The 17622-nt window shown below is 66.3% G+C and carries 20 protein-coding genes; 10 read left to right on the top strand and 10 right to left on the bottom strand.

The window, feature by feature from the left end; translation table 11 throughout:
• Positions 1-530: serine hydrolase domain-containing protein (locus ON32_RS08220; protein ID WP_040790165.1), on the bottom strand; the 530-nt coding region annotated here is incomplete at its 3' end.
• 81 nt (positions 531-611) lie between these two features.
• The gene (locus ON32_RS08215) at positions 612-1250 is read right to left on the bottom strand and encodes a winged helix-turn-helix transcriptional regulator (protein ID WP_083874205.1); all 639 of its coding nucleotides are present in this window, start codon (positions 1248-1250) and stop codon (positions 612-614) included.
• 94 nt (positions 1251-1344) lie between these two features.
• Here ON32_RS08215 and ON32_RS08210 point away from each other — a divergent pair, with 94 nt between their 5' ends.
• Complete coding sequence (locus ON32_RS08210; protein WP_040790162.1) at positions 1345-2556, top strand: pyridoxal phosphate-dependent aminotransferase; 1212 nt, start codon at positions 1345-1347, stop codon at positions 2554-2556.
• Between the two features lie 99 nt (positions 2557-2655).
• Here the strand turns inward: ON32_RS08210 and ON32_RS08205 are convergent, their stop codons facing one another.
• Both ON32_RS08205 and ON32_RS08200 read right to left on the bottom strand, forming a co-directional pair.
• Positions 2656-3477 carry an SGNH/GDSL hydrolase family protein gene (locus ON32_RS08205; RefSeq protein WP_051132990.1) on the bottom strand — a complete coding sequence of 274 codons (822 nt, stop codon included), beginning with the start codon at positions 3475-3477 and terminating at the stop codon, positions 2656-2658.
• A gap of 2 nt (positions 3478-3479) precedes the next feature.
• Positions 3480-4112 carry an NAD(P)-dependent oxidoreductase gene (locus ON32_RS08200; protein ID WP_040790160.1) on the bottom strand — a complete coding sequence of 211 codons (633 nt, stop codon included), beginning with the start codon at positions 4110-4112 and terminating at the stop codon, positions 3480-3482.
• A 96-nt stretch (positions 4113-4208) separates the two neighbouring features.
• On the opposite strand from ON32_RS08200, the gene ON32_RS08195 reads away from it, so the two are divergent.
• Entirely contained in the window at positions 4209-4784 is a 576-nt protein-coding gene (locus ON32_RS08195; protein WP_040790158.1) for a TetR/AcrR family transcriptional regulator, read from the top strand.
• A gap of 24 nt (positions 4785-4808) precedes the next feature.
• On the opposite strand, the gene ON32_RS08190 is transcribed toward ON32_RS08195, so the two are convergent.
• The gene (locus ON32_RS08190; RefSeq protein WP_040790193.1) at positions 4809-5360 is read right to left on the bottom strand and encodes a TetR/AcrR family transcriptional regulator; all 552 of its coding nucleotides are present in this window, start codon (positions 5358-5360) and stop codon (positions 4809-4811) included.
• A 36-nt stretch (positions 5361-5396) separates the two neighbouring features.
• Between ON32_RS08190 and ON32_RS08185 the strand changes: the two genes are divergently transcribed.
• Both ON32_RS08185 and ON32_RS08180 read left to right on the top strand, forming a co-directional pair.
• Complete coding sequence (locus ON32_RS08185) at positions 5397-6086, top strand: lysophospholipid acyltransferase family protein (protein WP_040790156.1); 690 nt, start codon at positions 5397-5399, stop codon at positions 6084-6086.
• 46 nt (positions 6087-6132) lie between these two features.
• Positions 6133-6738 (top strand): acid phosphatase, encoded by a 606-nt coding sequence (locus ON32_RS08180; protein ID WP_040790155.1) that lies wholly within the window; start codon positions 6133-6135, stop codon positions 6736-6738.
• 134 nt (positions 6739-6872) lie between these two features.
• Here the strand turns inward: ON32_RS08180 and ON32_RS08175 are convergent, their stop codons facing one another.
• Positions 6873-7211: a MerR family transcriptional regulator gene (locus tag ON32_RS08175; protein WP_040790153.1), complete on the bottom strand. Its 339-nt coding sequence runs from the start codon at positions 7209-7211 to the stop codon at positions 6873-6875.
• Positions 7212-7379: 168 nt separating this feature from the next.
• On the opposite strand from ON32_RS08175, the gene ON32_RS08170 reads away from it, so the two are divergent.
• Positions 7380-7811, top strand: coding sequence for an Hsp20/alpha crystallin family protein (locus tag ON32_RS08170; RefSeq protein WP_040790191.1), 432 nt, complete (start codon positions 7380-7382; stop codon positions 7809-7811).
• Between the two features lie 35 nt (positions 7812-7846).
• Positions 7847-8104 carry a hypothetical protein gene (locus ON32_RS08165; RefSeq protein ID WP_040790152.1) on the top strand — a complete coding sequence of 86 codons (258 nt, stop codon included), beginning with the start codon at positions 7847-7849 and terminating at the stop codon, positions 8102-8104.
• A 359-nt stretch (positions 8105-8463) separates the two neighbouring features.
• Here the strand turns inward: ON32_RS08165 and dnaE are convergent, their stop codons facing one another.
• A complete protein-coding gene (gene dnaE, locus ON32_RS08160; RefSeq protein ID WP_040790150.1) occupies positions 8464-12015 on the bottom strand; it encodes a DNA polymerase III subunit alpha in 3552 nt (1183 codons plus the stop codon).
• Between the two features lie 232 nt (positions 12016-12247).
• Between dnaE and ON32_RS08155 the strand changes: the two genes are divergently transcribed.
• Entirely contained in the window at positions 12248-12712 is a 465-nt protein-coding gene (locus ON32_RS08155) for a hypothetical protein (RefSeq protein WP_040790148.1), read from the top strand.
• 319 nt (positions 12713-13031) lie between these two features.
• Here ON32_RS08155 and ON32_RS08150 read toward each other — a convergent pair whose 3' ends face one another.
• Positions 13032-13265: a VOC family protein gene (locus ON32_RS08150; protein ID WP_051132989.1), complete on the bottom strand. Its 234-nt coding sequence runs from the start codon at positions 13263-13265 to the stop codon at positions 13032-13034.
• A gap of 123 nt (positions 13266-13388) precedes the next feature.
• Complete coding sequence (locus ON32_RS08145; RefSeq protein ID WP_373284282.1) at positions 13389-14279, bottom strand: hypothetical protein; 891 nt, start codon at positions 14277-14279, stop codon at positions 13389-13391.
• A gap of 166 nt (positions 14280-14445) precedes the next feature.
• Between ON32_RS08145 and lspA the strand changes: the two genes are divergently transcribed.
• From lspA to ON32_RS08130, 3 genes are read left to right on the top strand one after another with little or no spacing between them, the layout of a single operon-like run.
• Positions 14446-15162, top strand: coding sequence for a signal peptidase II (gene lspA / locus ON32_RS08140; RefSeq protein WP_083874203.1), 717 nt, complete (start codon positions 14446-14448; stop codon positions 15160-15162).
• Positions 15159-16085: an RluA family pseudouridine synthase gene (locus ON32_RS08135; protein WP_040790146.1), complete on the top strand. Its 927-nt coding sequence runs from the start codon at positions 15159-15161 to the stop codon at positions 16083-16085. Before lspA ends, ON32_RS08135 begins: the two co-directional genes overlap by 4 nt.
• Entirely contained in the window at positions 16078-16758 is a 681-nt protein-coding gene (locus tag ON32_RS08130; RefSeq protein ID WP_051132988.1) for a hypothetical protein, read from the top strand. The genes ON32_RS08135 and ON32_RS08130 overlap by 8 nt, the downstream gene beginning before the upstream one ends.
• On the opposite strand, the gene ON32_RS08125 is transcribed toward ON32_RS08130, so the two are convergent.
• A complete protein-coding gene (locus ON32_RS08125) occupies positions 16759-17595 on the bottom strand; it encodes a PhzF family phenazine biosynthesis protein (RefSeq protein ID WP_040790144.1) in 837 nt (278 codons plus the stop codon).
• Positions 17596-17622 lie beyond the last annotated feature (27 nt).

Raw genomic sequence — 17622 nt, 5'->3', positions numbered from 1 at the left:
CTCTTACCGGTGATGGACCGGGCGATTCCGGCCAGCAGCCACCCGTAGGTGATCGCGTGGTAGACGGGCACGCCGAGGAAGCGATCCGGGGCGGCTGCGGCGAGCCGTTCCTCCATCAGTTCGTGGTCGAGCACCTCTTCGGCATTCGCGGCCAGGGTGGAGATGCCGGACAACCCCGCCGAATGCGTCATGACCTGACGTACGGTGATCCGTTCTTTACCGGCCGCGGCGAAGGCCGGCCAGTATTCGGCGACGGGTGCCGAATAATCGATCAACCCGCGGTCGGCGAGCCGGTGGATGACCGTGGAGGCCACTCCTTTGGTGGCGGAGTACACGAGGGCACCGGTATCGCGGGTCCATAGTTGTCCGGGCGCGGAATACCCGGTCCAGATATCGACGACGGGTTCCCCGTGCAGATACACCGCCAACGCCGCGCCGGCGTCCTTCCGGGTTCCGAACACCCGCGCGAACGCGGACGTGAGACGCTGGAATTCGGGCCCGGCGGTGCCGGCACAAGCGACGCTGCTCATATTTACACAGTACGGTCATCCGATAACGTTCGGCAATGCCAAGTTACTCGGTTTTATTGCGCTGACCTGGCGTATACACCGTCAAGCCGAGCGGGTGGGCTCCGCATCCCGCCGACCGTGCTCCCGATTCGGGGCCGCCGGACCCCGGATTTCGCGCGCCGCGTCCATGAGCGAGCGCGCCCCGGTGGCCACCTCCGCCGCCTCGGTGAGATCGAGCCGGAGCTCCACGTCCGGGGCATCGGCGGGCCCGTCGTGGTGAGCAAGGCCCGACTCGGTGATCACGTAATGGAATGCGGTTTCCCCGATCCGGACGGTGACCACCCCCTCGGGCACGAGGTCGGCGACGGCGCGTCCCAGCGGTAGGGCGAACCAGTGCGCACGGACGGCGTCGGTGGGACGCCGTTCACCCAGACGCGCCGTTCCCCATTCCGCCAGGGCGTCGAGCACCGGACGCAGGGCCGTTCCGGCGGGGGTGAGTTCGTAGACCGCGGTGGCCGCACGGGGACCGACCCGACGACGGGTGAGAATGCCCTCGCGTTCGAGGTCCCGCAACCGCGCGGCAAGCACATCGGTGCTGATTCCGGGCAGATCGGCGAACAGGTCACTGTAGCGGCGGGCACCGGAACTCAGTTCCCGAACCACCAGCAGACTCCATCGGTCGCCGATGATGTCGAGAGATCGGCTCACCGGGCAGTAGTGATCGTAACTTCGGCGGGGCACGGCACCCACTCTAGCCGAGTACTTGGAAAATCCAAGTGATAACTTGGTATTTCCAAGTAGAGTAGGCGGCACCATACGCCGAAAGGGGACACTCATGCAGGTCAAACAGTCGAGCAAACTGGCCGGGATCTCCTACGAGATCCGGGGACCGGTGGCCGAACAGGCGGCGAGACTGGAAGCCGAGGGACACCATGTGGTGAAGCTGAACACCGGCAACCCACTGCTGTTCGGTTTCGAGGCGCCGGCGGAGATCCTGCAGGACATCGTGCGCACCCTGCCCGCTTCCAGCGGCTACTCCTCGTCCAAAGGTCTGTTGTCGGCCCGCCGGGCGGTGGTGCAGTACTACCAGACCCTGGGCCTCGACGATATCGACGTCGAACAGGTCTTCCTCGGCAACGGTGTCTCCGAACTGATCATGATGGCGATGACGGCCCTCTTGGAGAACGGGGACGAGGTCCTCGTCCCGGCACCGGACTTCCCGCTGTGGACCGCGGCCACCGTCCTCAACGGCGGCCGCCCCGTGCACTACATCTGCGACGAGGGCGCGGACTGGTACCCGGACCTGGCCGATATCGAGGCCAAGATCACCGACCGCACCCGCGCGATCGTGATCATCAACCCGAACAACCCCACCGGCGCGGTCTACCCGCCGGAGGTGCTGCGCCAGATGCTCGAGATCGCCCGCCGGCACAATCTCGTCGTCTTCTCCGACGAGATCTACGACAAGATCTATTACGACGACCTCACCCACACCGCGGTCGCCGGCCTCGCCCCCGACCTGCTGTGCCTCACCTTCTCGGGTCTGTCCAAGTCGTATCGGTGCGCCGGATTCCGCTCCGGCTGGCTGGTGGTCTCGGGACCGACCCACCATGCGGAGAACTATCTGGAAGGGCTCACCATGCTCGCCGGGTTGCGGCTGTGCGCGAACGTTCCCGCGCAGCAGGCGATCCAGGCCGCACTCGGCGGACATCAGAGCATCTACGACCTCACCTTGCCCGGCGGACGGCTGCGCGAACAGCGCGACCGCGCCTGGGAAGCACTCAACGCCATCCCGGGTGTCTCCTGTGTGAAGCCCAAGGGCGCGCTCTACGCCTTCCCGCGGATCGACCTGGACGTCTACCCCATCCACAATGACGAGCAGTTCGTCCTGGACCTGCTGCTCCAGGAGAAACTGCACATCGTGCAGGGCACCGGCTTCAACTGGCCACGTCCCGACCACTTCCGCATCGTCACCCTTCCCCACGCCGACGACCTCGAGGCGATCATCGAACGCATCGGCCGTTTCTTGGCCGGATATCGGCGCTAGCGCACGCGGCCGGACAGCCCGGAACACGCCCGCCCCACATCCGGCCGTCGACCTTGCGCCCATGTACCGCCGACGCCGTATTCTCGGCCGCCGGTGTCGTCAGCGGATCACGGTCGCCAACCACCGGGCAGTGAGGTCGACGACAGCGGCACCACCTCGGTCACTGAGGTGAATATGGTCGACGAACAGCTCCAAACCATGACTGTGGGCGACCTGATCCCAATCGCGACGTAACAGGTAGTGCTGGGCCGCCGCCCGGAAGGCGAGGACGAAGCCGAAGTCGTAGCTCATATGGGGATCGCCGTACTGGCGGACGAGGTCGACGATGCGTTCGTGCAGGGGTAAATAGTCGACACCGGCTCGGATGGCGGTGTCGGCGATGGCCCGGTTGTAATCGACGAGTCTGTGGTTGATCTCGGCGTCGAGATCCTCTCCGAGGGGCGGCAATGACATCAGCGCCACCCGCGCTGTGGCCTCGGCGGTGACGCGGCCGACGATCGCGGCCAGATTGTCGCGGAAGGACGCCACGGGAACACCGTTGCGAACATCGTTGGTGCCGATGAGGATGACGACCGCATCCGGATGACAGGCGAGGATGTCGGTGTCCACCCGCTCGCGCAGATCGGCGCTGGTGTTTCCATTGACTCCCGCGTTGACGAATCGGTACCCGTCGAACTCGCGGCGTTTTCGCAGGGCACCCACCCAGTCCGCGCCGAGCGTGCCCTGGGTCATGCTCGCTCCGGCCGCGACGACAACGGGCTCGTCGCCGGCGGTATGACCGGGTCTGCACGCTCGGGCGGGCGAGTCGGCCGGCGACCGCACGAAGGTGAGGTAGCCGACCGCGCCCACGGCGCCGAGAACGGCGGCGAGCGCGAGGGACAATGCGATGGCGATCCGTTTACCGGTTGCTCGTGCTCTCATCGTCAGTACCCCACGGAGACCGAATGCCCGACGGTGGCCGGGTCGGCAAGCGCGGCGAGGATCGCATGCGCGAGATCGACCCGGGCAATGGTGATACCTCCGCGCACATTGCGGTCGATCGCGGTGCGGTAGCGACGGGACCTGCCATCGGTCAGGCGGGGAGGCCGCATGATCGTCCGGTCGAGCCCACTGTTCCGCACCGCCGGGTCGGTGCGGGCGAAATCGGCGAATCCTTCCCGGAGATAGCGTCGCAACAGCGGTTTGACCACCGCTTTGGTGAACGGCCCGTCGCCGCCGTCGACGATATGGCCACTGGCGGTGACCACGACGAGGCGGCGGGTGCCGGCGGTCCGTATCGCCGTGATGATCGAGTGGGCCCCGTCGCTGCAAACCGTTGTATCGGCCCTGCTTCTCGGTCCCAGCGCCGATACGACGGCGTCCTGGTCCACTACTGCGTCACCGATCGCCTCCGGATCCATCACATCGGCGGTCACCACCCGCAAGCGTCGGTGTCCGGCGTCGGCGATCCCCGCCGGGTCGCGGACGACGGCCGTGATGTGATGACCAGCGTCGAGAGCCTGTCGTATCAGTTGCACTCCGGTACCGCCGGTCGCGCCGAAAACACCGAGCCGCATTGCCGAACCTCCAGATGAAACGTGGTTAGTGAACACTAACCACCAGGATGGACTAGTATTCACTAACCTGTCAAGCGCAGCACAGGAAGGACGGACTTGAGCACGCGCGAGCGAATTCTCGACGCGGCGGCGGATATTCTGCGTACCCGCGGTGTCACCCACGCCACCACCAAGGAGATCGCGCAGGCCACGGGCGTCTCGGAGCCGACGTTGTACAAATACTTCGGCGACAAGGAACGATTGCTGCTCGCCGTACTCCAGGAACGACTACCCAACCTCTCTCGGGCCGGGGTCGACCCGGGGACCGGAGACGTCGAGGAGAACCTCATCGAACTCGCGTACGCGGCGCTCGGCTTCTACCGGCAATCGATCCCGATGCTGGGCGCACTGCTGGCAGACCCACAGCGCATGGCCGCCCACCGCACGGCCATGGCCGGGCACGGCGCAGGCCCCGACAAGGCCGTCACCGCATTCGCCGCCTACCTACGAGCAGAACAGACATTGGACCGCATCGCCGCCGAGGCGGATCCGGACGCCGTCGCCGCCCTACTGGTCGGCGCCTGCTTCCACGAAGCGTTTCTGCAGTACTACACCCACGGAACCGAAGCGAAGGCCGTCTCTCGCACCACCGCCCAGGCCCTTGTCCGCGCCATTGTCGCACCACTGCTGTGAGCGGACCGACCGACCGACTCCCGTTCACCCCAGCGCGTCACACACCACCCGCCGGAGCAACTCGTCCACCTCCACTTCGGGAGCGGCCAAGGCCAGCGCGCCCGTGGTGGCGAGCACCGCGATACCGTGAATCCCCACCCACAAGGCGGTCGCGGCGATACGTGCGTCCTGATCCGGTCGGGTGGCGCCCACCTGCGCGACGACCTGCTCGAACAGCGGAAGGGATATCGACCGCAGCCCGACCCCGGAGCCATCGAGCAGATCGTGGCGGAAGATCAAGGTGAACATCGCCGGTCTGGCCCGGGCGAATGCGAGATAGGCCCGGGCCATCTCGGTGATATCGGGGGCGCCGTCGACACCCCTCGCCTCGGCGAGAACCCGCGCCAGATCCTGGAGCCCCACCTCGGCGATCGCCGCCAGCAGCTGCTTGTGCGTCGGAAACCAGCGGCGCGGCGCGCCGTGGGAAACACCGGCACGTCGCGCTATCTCCCGCAATCCGATATCGGTCGACCCGGTTTCCTCGAGCAGCTCGACACCGGCCGCGATCAATGCCTCACGGGTACCACGCACAGTCATGTAGACATTGTCTACCAAGTTGGGTAGACAATGTCTATGTCGTTGTGGAGCACCCTGTGCTATCGCCTCTGTCGCCATGTGTTCATCGGCCCGGCACTCCGCCTGGCGGGACGCCCGAAAATCATCGGACGCGAACACATCCCGGCACACGGACCGTTCATCGTCGCGGCGAATCACCTGGCCGTCCCGGACTCCTTCTACTTGACCTGGGCAGTCCGCAGACAGGTCTTCTTCCTGGCGAAATCCGACTACTTCGACCGCACCGGCCCGTTCGGACTCGCACAGCGCTGGTTCTTCCACGGGGTAGGCCAGATTCGGGTCGACCGCCGTGGCGGAATCGGCGCCGCCTCCGCCCTCGAAGCCGCCATCGGCATCATCGAACGCGGTGGGGTATGGGGCATCCATCCGGAGGGAACCCGCTCACCGGACGGCCGGCTCTATCGCGGGCGCACGGGAGCCGTCCGGGTCGCAATGGCCACCGGAGCTCCCCTACTCCCCGTGGCGATCACCGGCACCCGCCCGGATCCGGCACATCCGTGGTGGCGGCGTCGGGTGGTGGTGGAAATCCTGCCACCACTCGACCTCGAGCCGTTCCGTCCATACGGCCGACACGGGATCCGGCGGGCGACCGATACATTGATGCGCACCATCGCCACCCGAACGGGACAACGGTACGTCGACGAGTACGCCAAACGGTGGCGCCCCGACACCGACCTGGCGGCCTGAACGCGCCTCCTCTTCCACACACCCCGAAGCGGGCATCATGAACTCCATGCCCGGCTTCGACAGCGCACGTGTGGTGCTGGTTCGACACGGCGAGACCGACTGGTCGAGCCGGCACCGACACACCGGCCGCACCGACCTGCCGCTCACCACGACCGGCGCCCGACAGGCCGCGCAGGTCGGCCGGATCGTGGCCGACCTGCGCCTGCGCGATCCACAGGTGTACGTCAGCCCGCGCCTACGCGCCCGCAGCACCGCCGAGCTGGCCGGATTGACCCCGGCGACAATCGAACCCGATCTGGCCGAATGGGATTACGGCGAATACGAAGGCCTGACCACCCCGCAGATCCGGGAACGGATGCCCGGCTGGACCATCTGGACCGGCGCGGTACCCGGTGGCGAATCCGCCGAGCAGATCCACGCTCGCGCCGACCGCGTACTGGCCGAGGCCGCTGCCGCGCTCGAAAACCGCGACGTGATCCTGGTCGGGCACGGACATTTCTCCCGCGCCCTCATCGCCCGCTGGCTCGGCTTCGATATCCGCGAAGGTCGCCGCTTCGCCCTCTCCACCGCGGCGATCAGCGTCCTGGGTTATGAACACGGCGAACCCACTTTGTCCGCCCACAATCTCCATACCGTCGCCCCGTCGGGATGACCACGCAGATCTCACCTTCCCATACGAGCGAACAGCGATGTGATGCCCGAGGATCAATGCGGTCCGGTGACACCGGAGCCCACCGCGCCCTTGCCGGATGACATCCGATCGATGGGGGTCCGATCGATGGGGGTCTAGGTGTCGGACCGCCGAGAACGTCCGGAGCGCGAGGCACGCAGCCGGGCATTGACGGCGTGCAGTTCGGCGACGGTGTCTTCCAGATCCAGGATCCGGCCGATACCGGCAAGATTGACTCCTGCGGCGGCCAGGGTGGTGATACGGCGCAACCGGGTCAGATCGTCGTCGCTGTAGCGGCGGGTGCCACCCTCACTACGAGCCGGAGTGAGCAACCCGTGCCGTTCGTACAGTCGAAGTGTCTGCACACCGACTCCCGCCAGATCGGCGGCGACCGATATCCCGTAGACCCCTCTGGCCGAATCCGGGCGTAACGGTTCAGTCTGCTCGGGCACCATGCATGTCGTTCCTTCCCACTGCTGCTGGTCACTGTAAGTAAGCGATGAGGTTTCCTATTTTATGCCCTTGCGACTATCTAGGTTAAGTGCTATAAGAAATCTATGTCAGATCAGATAGATAATCTGATCCGAACGAGTTGAGATTGGAGTGAGTTGGAGGTGGCCACAATGCTGATGCGCACCGACCCGTTCCGCGATCTGGACCGTTTGACCCAACAGATGTTCGGCACCATGGCCCGACCGGCCACCATGCCCATGGACGCCTGGCGCGAGGGCGACGATTTCATCGTCGAGCTCGACCTGCCCGGTGTCGATCCCGATTCCCTGGACCTGGATATCGAGCGCAATGTGGTGACGGTGCACGCATCCCGGCCGGAACCGGACTCGAACCGAGAGATGCTCGCCGCCGAGCGGCCACGCGGTGTGTTCAGCCGGCAGTTGTTCCTCGGTGAGAATCTCGACACCAACCGAATCAGCGCCCAATACACCGATGGCGTACTGCGAATGGTGATCCCGGTTGCGGAGGAGGCCAAGCCGCGCAAGATCGAGATCGCCCGCACGAATCATCACCACAAGGAGCCGCAGGCCATCAACGCCTGACAGAACCGCGCTCGACCTTGCTCGGGGGTGGAGCCATGATCGACACGGAGATCCGACCGGAAGCAACCGGACCGGGCACCCCGGTGGTCGGCCTCGACCTCACCCTGTTGTACGCCGAGGTCGACGCGATCATGGTCGAAGCCGAGGCGCGGGCGCCGATTCGACTCCGGCAGTGGGCGCCCCCACGGCTGATACCGCCCCGCGTCGAGACCAAGCCGTGGAAACCGGTGCGACGGCTACGCGGTCGACCACCACCCGGTCCGCGCCCGACCCAGCGCGCCCCTCCGGCGTGACAACGATGCGTCCGGGTCCACATATGGGTTCGAGATATGGGTTCGAGCGAAAGCGAGGTGATGCCCGTTTTCCCATCAACCATCGCTCTTCTGCCTCGGGGCGGGCGCAAGACCTTCGGCCCCCGCCCCTCGTTCATGCCGTAACCGACCTCTTGGAGCCACCCGCTCCAGGAGGTCGTATCGAACACGATGCGGTGAGAAACCCGGTTCGAAACAGCAGCCCCGACCCGCTGTAGCGGGTACATGGGGCCCACGGTGTGTGGGGCGCCCCTCCTCGGGCGCCCGTACCCACCCCCGTGACAGCACCGTGCTCGACGGATCTCCACCGGTTCCCGATCACCCATCGGGATGGGGTGAATCTAGCTCGCCAGACAGTTCGGACCGAGTAGGGCCTTGAGATCGCCCATCAGCGCCGAGGACGGCGAAACCCGAAGACTCTCGGAAAGTTTGAGTACGGTCGTCTTGTCCCGGGCCCCGACATGGCGCACGTGAACATCGGATGTTCCGGGATGCCGGGTGAGCACCCGCTTGAACTCGCGGATCTTCTCCGGTGTGCACATCCGGGTGGAAATGGTCACCGACAACGGTTTCGCCACCCCGACCGTGGACAGATCCGGCACCAAGAGATCGTTGGCGATCAACGAGACCCGATCATCGCGCACCGAAACTCGCCCGCGCACCAACACCACGGCGTCCTCGACGACATCCATCCCGTATACCGAATAGGCCTGCGGGAAGAACAGCACCTCGATACCACCGCTGAGGTCCTCCAGCTGGGCCGAGGCCCACGCCAGGCCATTCTTGTTGATCCGCCGGTTCACCGACGCGAGGATGCCGCCGACGGTCACCTGGGCGCCGTCCTTGACATCGCCATCCAGGATGGCGGGTATCTGGGTGTCGGCCTGGGCCGCCAGCACATGCTCGATGCCGTGGAGAGGATGCCCGGAAACGTACAGGCCCAGCATCTCCCGTTCCAGGGCCAAGCGATGTTTGGTGTCCCATTCCTCGTCGGGAATCTTCACACTGAACACCGACGCCGCCGAATCGTCGCCGTCGTCCATCCCGCCGAACAGGTCGAACTGCCCCATGGCCTCGGCCTTCTTGGTGGACATCACCGCATCGATGGCATCGGAGTGCACCATCATCAAACCTTTGCGGGGATGACCGAGGGAGTCGAAGGCGCCCGCCTTGATGAGGGATTCGGTGACCTTCTTGGTGCAGGCGATGGCGTCGATCTTGTTCAGGTAGTCGGAGAAATCGGCGAATTTCGACTTCTCCTTGCGGGCGGCGATGATCGAGGAGACGACATTGGCCCCCACATTGCGCACCGCGCCCAATCCGAAACGGATATCGGAGCCCACCGAGGAGAAGTTCTGCTCGGACTCGTTGACATCCGGTGGTAGCACGGTGATCCCGAGGTGACGGCAGTCCGAGAGATAGACCGCGGCCTTGTCCTTGTCGTCACCGACGGAGGTGAGCAGACCGGCCATGTACTCGGCCGGATAGTTGGCCTTCAGATAGGCGGTCCAGAACGACACCAGACCGTAACCGGCCGCGTGCGATTTGTTGAACGCGTAACCGGCGAAGGGAAGGATGGTGTCCCACAACGCCTTGATGGCCGGTTTGGAGAAGCCATTGGCCAGCATGCCCGCCTCGAAGCCCTCGAATTCGGCTTCCAGCACCTCGGCCTTCTTCTTACCCATGGCGCGGCGCAGAATATCGGCTCGCCCGAGGGAGTACCCGGCCACCTTCTGCGCGATCTGCATGATCTGCTCCTGGTACACGATCAACCCGTAGGTGTCGGCCAGGATGTCGCGCAGCGGTTCCTCCAGCTCGGGGTGGATGGGCTTGACCTCTTGCCGGCCGTTCTTGCGGTCGGCGTAGTCGTTGTGCGCGTTCATGCCCATCGGGCCCGGGCGGTACAGCGCGAGCACGGCCACGATGTCCTCGAAGCCGGTGGGCTGCATCCGGCGCAGCAGATCCCGCATGGCACTACCGTCGAGCTGGAACACGCCCAGGGTGTCGCCGCGCGACAGCAGTTCGTAGGTGGGCGGATCGTCCAGCGGCAGATTGTCCATATCCAGGTCGATGCCGCGGTTGGCCTTGATGTTGTCCAGGGCGTCACCGATGACGGTGAGGTTGCGCAGGCCCAGGAAGTCCATCTTCAACAGGCCGATGGCCTCGCACGACGGGTAGTCCCAGCCGGTGATGATGGCGCCGTCCTGCGCCCGCTTCCACAGCGGGATCGCGTCCATGAGCGGTTCGGAGGACATGATCACCGCGCAGGCGTGCACACCGGCATTGCGGATCAGACCCTCGAGACCCCGCGCGGTTTCGTAGATCTTCGCGACGTCCGGATTGCTGTTGATGAGCTCGCGGACCTCGGTGGCCTCCTTGTACCGCTCGTGCTCGGGATCCATGATCCCGGACAGCGGAATGTCCTTGGCCATGATCGGCGGCGGCAGCGCCTTGGAGATCTGGTCGGCGATGGCGAAACCGGGCTGGCCGAACAGGACGCGCGCGGAGTCCTTGAGAGCGGCCTTGGTCTTGATGGTGCCGAAGGTGATCACCTGGGCCACCCGGTCGCTGCCCCACCGCTCGGTGGCGTAGCGGACCATTTCACCGCGGCGACGATCGTCGAAGTCGATATCGATATCGGGCATCGACACGCGTTCCGGGTTGAGGAACCGCTCGAACAGCAGACCGTGCGGGATCGGGTCGATATTGGTGATGCCCATGGCGTAGGCAACCAGCGAACCGGCCGCCGAACCACGCCCGGGGCCGACGCGGATACCGACCTCGCGCGCGTGGTTGATCAGGTCGCCGACCACGAGAAAGTAGGCCGGGAAGCCCATTTCGATGATCACGTCGAGCTCGTAGGAGGCGCGGTCCAGGTATTCCTGCGGCACCCCGTTGGGGAACCGTCGCTCCAGACCCCGCATCACCTCCTTGCGCAGCCAACCGGCCTGGGTCTCCCCTTCGGGCACCGGGAAGATCGGCATCCGGTCCCGGTGTTGCCACACTTCGTCGTAGGGCTGCACCCGTTCGGCGATCCAGAGGGTGTTGTCGCAGGCGCCGGGAACCTCCTCGTCCCAGAGGGCGCGCATCTCCGCGGCGGATTTCAGGTAGTAGCCGTCGCCGTCGAATTTGAAGCGGGTCGGGTCGGACAGGGTTTTACCGGTCTGCACGCACAGCAGCGCCTCGTGGTTGGCCGCCTGGTCCTTGGTGACGTAGTGACAGTCGTTGGTCGCCAACGGCCGGATACCGAGTTTGCGGCCGATGTCGAGCAGCCCCTCACGCACCCGTCGTTCGATGGACAGACCGTGGTCCATCACCTCCAGGAAGAAATTGTCCTTCCCGAAGATCTCCTGCCACTTGGCCGCGGCCTCCAGGGCCTCGCGTTCGTGACCGAGCCGCAGTCGGGTCTGCACCTCCCCCGACGGGCAGCCGGTGGTGGCGATGATGCCCTCGGCGTGCTCGGCGATGATCTCGGCGTCCATACGCGCCCATTTGCCGAGCTGCCCCTCGATGGAGGCGAGCGAGGACAGTTTGAACAGATTGCGCAGGCCGGTCGCGTTCTCCGCGACCATCGTCATATGGGTGTAGGCGCCGGAACCGGAGACGTCGTCGCTCTTCTGGCTCGGATCGCCCCACTGGACACGTTTGGTGTCGAACCGGGAGCCGGGCGCGATATACGCTTCGATCCCGATGATCGGCTTGATGTCGTGTTTGCGGGCCGAGTTGTAGAACTCCGCGGCCCCGTACATATTGCCGTGGTCGGTCATCCCGACCGCCGTCATGCCCAACCGCTTGGCCTCGGTGAACAACGGGGAGATCTTGGCCGCACCGTCGAGCATCGAGTACTCGGTGTGGTTGTGCAGATGAACGAACGATCCGGACGGGGCGGTCAAGACGGTCCTTCCTCCCAGGGGCTCGCGGGGGTTGGTGTAGCGAGTCTATGCGCGTCCACCGACCGGATCGTTCGGGGTATGGCATGTCGGATACACCTCGGCGTGTCGATGCGGGACTCACGCCGGCAAGATCACCGAGTCCGGCCGAACCGGCTCGAACGACGCTGTCGCACTGGTAGGGTCGGGCCCGCACGCGTCGCAGACATCCTACGATCGACCCGCGAGGAGTCCGATGGCATCACTGAAACTCGCGTCGGCCGCGTCGACGACATCCATACTCGCTGTCGCGGCCCTGACCACCGCGACCCTCACCGCCACCGCGGCCCCGGCCGCGGCCACCTCCGGCGGTTCGTTCGGCACCGTGTATTCGCTCGCCTACGGCGCCTGCGTCGCCCAGGTGGAGCCCTCGGTCACCGGCGACGCCTACCCCGAACACGCGGCGTTCACGGTCTCGACGATCATGTTCGGCATCGGCCAGTGCACCCTGCCGGTCACCTTGAACTGGCGCAATCTGGACACCGGGCAGACCGGTTCGGTGACCCGCACCCCGACCGGCCCCGGCTACTGGATGAACGACGGACGGTCGGCGCTGTTCAGCCCCGGGGTGGGTCGTTTCTCCGCAACCGTCACCGTCGGCGGGGCGCATCTTCCCGAACCCGGCACCGTCGAATTCACGGTGAGCAAATACCAGCCCTGAGCTCTCCCGAACGCACCGAATCCACCACGGGATACCGGTAGCGTCCACGCGATCGGTCCGGCGGAATCGGCGTCGGCTCTCGCCGACCCGGGCCGGTCATCGTCCCCGGAGAAGGTTCCTCGCGCAATGGCGGTTGCGACGAGGGATGCGGGACGATGACCGGCCCCGGTCGGGCGAGCGATCCACCGACGCTCCGACACCCGGGTACACCATAGAGCCCGTTACGGCCCACACCGCATGACACGACGGTGGTATGCGGATGGGGAAGGACCGGACCCGGTCCATGAGGGGGATCGGGTCCGGTTTCTCGACGCCGAACTCACGAAGCACTCGACATTCGGTCCATACGCCGCTGCATCTCCGCCGGTTCGATGTCCTCGACATGGGTGGCGACCGTCCACTGGTGCCCCCACGGATCGGTGAACGAACCGGTGCGATCTCCGTAGAGCTGGGTCGCCGGGGCGGTGATCGGGGTGGCCCCGGCGGCGCCGTCCACCGCGAGGCCGAGAGATACGGCCGGGTAGCCCTCGGGCACAGGGGAGGCATCGGGCATCACAGACCTCCGAGGCGCATATCGATCGTCGGATGGGACCGAGCCCAGGTCCGCTCTTCGCGAATATCCGTCGATCGACGGTAACGATGCGGCATGTCCGGGGTCCGCATCCGCCTCCGTCCGTTATTCCCCCCAACTCACCTTGGTCTCGATGACCTGGCGCAACCTGGTGTCGGTGCGCGGGTCCCGGTAGAACTGGTGCCCGCCCAGCGTGATCGCCCCGGCGACCGGCATCGGCAGGTCGAGGTCGACGGTGATATCGCCGGTGCCCTGCATGACGTAGTCCTCGATGTTCAAGGTGCCCCCGGCGGCCGGCAGATCCCAGATATCCGATTTCGGGGTCTGCGTCACATCCAGCCGGATGGTGAGCCGGTTACCCAACCGCTCGATCAGGGTGGCCGTGGTCACCTGGTCGAGCATGACACCGCCGCCCACCTCCTGCCGCACCGTCCACACCGCACCGACCCCCACCGGTGAGTCCGGGAACATGACCGACCGGTACACCGCCTGGCAGAAGGCCTGCTCGAGGGCCGCGCGGGCCGTATTGGAGGTATCCGGGGCAGGCTCCAGCCGCAGCGCGGTGATGGCGCCGAGCTCGCTCAACTGGAAACCGGCGTGCAAACCGTCGACATCGATCAGCGCTTCCGCCAGGACCGGATCGGGTGTGGTGACCGAGCCCAGAGTGAGTTCGACACCACGCGTCCCGGCGCGGGCGATCATCGGAATGGTCAGCGCGGGCGTGGAGAAATCCCGCACCGGCTGGTCATCGATCTGTTGCCGGATGCTGTGATCGGTACTCAACGTCACCTGTTGGGAGGTTCCCTCGGGGTAGCCGGGCCGCAGCAGCGTCCGAGGCTCGGCCCCGGGATCCACAACGGTGGCGACCGCGGCCGCGATGGGCACCGTCACCTCGTTGCCGATACCGAGCGGTTCGGTGCCGTCGACGTCCCCCCGCGATTCCCCTCGTTCACTGCAACCGACACCGAATGCCGACAGACCGAGCGCGAGCACCATGAGCAGCACCCCGGAACGACCGATCCGAGGGGTGGGGAGGGAAGACAACACCGTCACGAGCAACAGGGTACGACCGCTTCCTGAGTATCGGCTGGGACATCCGCACCCGGGCTCCGACGACCCGTTCGGTGACCACGGCACCGCCCGCGCGCGGCCTCGAGGGAAGATGAGCGACGTGAGTGACGACCGGCCGCCGCCCGAGCACAGCCCTTCCGATCGGCCCGACCACCCTGGGGACCGGTCGGCGCGGACCCGGCGCGAGCCGCCGTTACTGCTGCGTCGACTGCTCGTGGTGGCAGTGGTGTTGTTCGCCCTGGACCTGCTCACCAAGGTTCTCGCCGTGCAGCAGCTCACCCCGGGCGAGCCGGTCTCGCTCATCGGTGATGTCGTGCAGTTACGACTGGTGCGCAATCCCGGTGCCGCCTTCTCCATGGCCACCGGCATGACCTGGCTGCTCACCCTGGTGGCCTCGGCCGTGGTGGTCGGAGTGCTGCGTATCGGGCGCACCCTGCGCTCGATGTGGTGGGCCGTCGGCCTGGGCATGGTCCTCGGCGGAGCACTGGGAAATCTGGTGGATCGCCTGTTCCGCTCGCCGGGACCGCTGCAGGGGCATGTGGTGGATTTCGTCTCGGTGGGCTGGTGGCCGGTATTCAATGTGGCCGACTCGGCGATTGTCTGCGGGGCGATATTGCTCGTGGTGTTGACCATCCTGGGCTTCGAACCCGACGGCACCCGACACGGTCGCGACGACACCCCCGAGACCGGAGCCGGTCCGGACCGTCTCCGGGACAGTGACAGAAGCAGTAGGACCGATGACGACCGGACCGACGACGACCCCGAAGGTCCGAGCGCGTCGAACACCGGCAAGGAGAGTGCCGCGTGAGAGAGACCAGAACCATGCCCGTCCCCGACGGATTGGACGGAATGCGAGTGGACGCGGGGCTTTCCCGCCTACTCGGGCTGTCGCGCACCGCGGTGGCCGCCATGGCCGAAGAGGGCTCGATCCAGCTCGACGGAGTCGCCGCGAGCAAATCGGACCGGCTCACCGCGGGCGCTTGGCTGGAAGTGGTGTTCCCCGAGCCACGCCGCGAACTCACCATCGAGGCGGAACCGGTGGAAGGGATGAAAATCCTCTACGCCGACGACGATATCGTCGCGGTGGACAAACCGGTGGGTGTCGCCGCGCACACCGGTATCGGCTGGAGTGGCCCGACGGTGGTGGGCGGTCTCGCCGCGGCCGGTTACCGAATCTCCACCTCGGGCGCGCACGAACGACAGGGCATCGTGCACCGACTGGACGTCGGCACCTCCGGGGTAATGGTGGTCGCCCAGTCCGAACACGCCTACACCATGCTCAAACGAGCCTTCAAACAGCGCACCGTGGACAAGCGCTACCACGCACTGGTGCAAGGACATCCGGACCCGAGCAGCGGTACCATCGACGCCCCCATCGGCCGGGCCCGTGGCACCGAATGGAAGTTCGCGGTGACCGCCGACGGGCGACCCAGTGTCACCCACTACGACACGATCGAGGCGTTCCCGGCGGCCAGCCTGCTCGACATCCACCTGGAAACCGGTCGCACCCACCAGATTCGGGTCCATTTCTCCGCCATCCGCCATCCCTGCTGCGGTGACCTCACCTATGGCGCCGACCCGCGACTGGCCGAACGTCTCGGCCTGCGCCGGCAGTGGTTGCACGCCCGATCACTGGGATTCCATCATCCGGCCGATGGCCGGTACATCGAGATCACCAGCGAATACCCCGCCGACCTGACCTACGCCCTGGACGTTCTGCGCGATGCCTGATCGGCGGGCCCGACTGCGCCGCATCGGTATCGGAATCACCGCCGGCGCGCTGCCTGTGCTGATCGTATTGCTCGGGGTGTTGAACCCACCCCGTCCCGAAGGCGTGTTCACCGATCACCTCGGCCCCGACCAGGGGGAGGCGGTCGCCGACTACCTGGCCCGGGCCCGGGACTCGCTTCGAGGCGCCGACGACGCCGAACACTGGGCACTGGTCTCGTTCACCGAGCATCGTCCGGCGACGGCGCTACCGGCCCTCGCCCGCGGGCTGCGTATCGGACAGGTGATCTACCACGTGCCGATCGAGCGCGTGGCGACTCCCCTGGTGATCGTGCCGGTCCCCGCGAACGAACGAGCGCTGCTGCGCTCCGGTGTGGACGCAGCCACGGAACTACTCGACCGCCGGCAGCGCAGTGCAGGCCCCGACGAGCGGACGACCCGGGTGCTCGACGTCTCGATCACCCGGCTGCTCGAGGGCCGGGCCTGCGTTGTCGGTCTGGTCGTCCGCGCACCGCTGAACCGGTTGCGGGAACTGGCCGAGCAGCCCGGAATCCGAGCGGTGCAGGCTCTGCCCGCCGACGCCGTGGCGGGCAGATTCGCGGTCGTACCGCTGTTTCCCACCGAGACCGATATCGTCGGTCCCACACCCGACGACGGCCCGGTGCCGCCGCGGTGATCACCGCGGCGATACCGCGCGATCGTCCAGTTCCACCACCCCGTCGAGATAGCGCCGACACCGCCCGATGAGCAGCACCCGATCTCCTGCCACCTCGACGCGCAAGGCGCCCCCGCGCCGGGACAGCTGACGGGCGGTGAGCTCGGTGCGACCGAGCTCGGCGCTCCACAGCGGAGCCAACTGGGCATGTGCCGAACCGGTCACGGGATCCTCGGGCACACCCACCCCCGGAGCGAAGAACCGGGACACGAAATCGACCTCGTCGCCCGGCGCGGTGACGACCACTCCCCGCGGAAGCGGCGGAAACGAGGCGAATTCCGGACGCAGCTGCCGCACCTGTCGTTCCTCGGCCAGCACGAAAACCACATCCTGACCGGTATGGGCGCGCACCGGTCGCGTCCCCAGGGCCGCGACCAACCTCGGGTCCGGTTCCACCGCGGTGGACGGCACCGCGGGCAGATCGAGCACGTATTCGTCGTCATCGGTGCGATCCACCCGTAACCATCCGCTACGGGTGTGAAAACTCACCCGATCGTGACCGGGATGGATATCGGTGAGGATCTGCGCAGCCGCGGCGAGGGTGGCGTGCCCGCACATCTGCACCTCCGTCATGGGGGTGAACCAGCGCAGGTGGAACGCCGGCCACTCCCCCGGCGGGGCACCGGCCTCGGGCGGCAGCTCGGCGGTGTAGAAGGCGGTCTCGGCGAGATTGTTCTCCTCGGCCAGATGCTGTAACAACGCATCGGGCAGCCAGGCGGGCAACGGCATGACCGCCGCCGGATTACCCGAGAACGGTGCGTCGGCGAACGCGTCGATCTGGTGCAGCAGAACCTCCATGCCACCGAAAGTACTCCAATGCCGAAT

It is taken from the genome of Nocardia paucivorans NBRC 100373 (assembly GCF_000308675.1).
GTDB lineage: Bacteria > Actinomycetota > Actinomycetes > Mycobacteriales > Mycobacteriaceae > Nocardia > Nocardia paucivorans.
The sequence above is the reverse complement of the archived record's forward strand: the minus strand, read 5'-3'. Positions and strand labels throughout refer to the sequence as shown.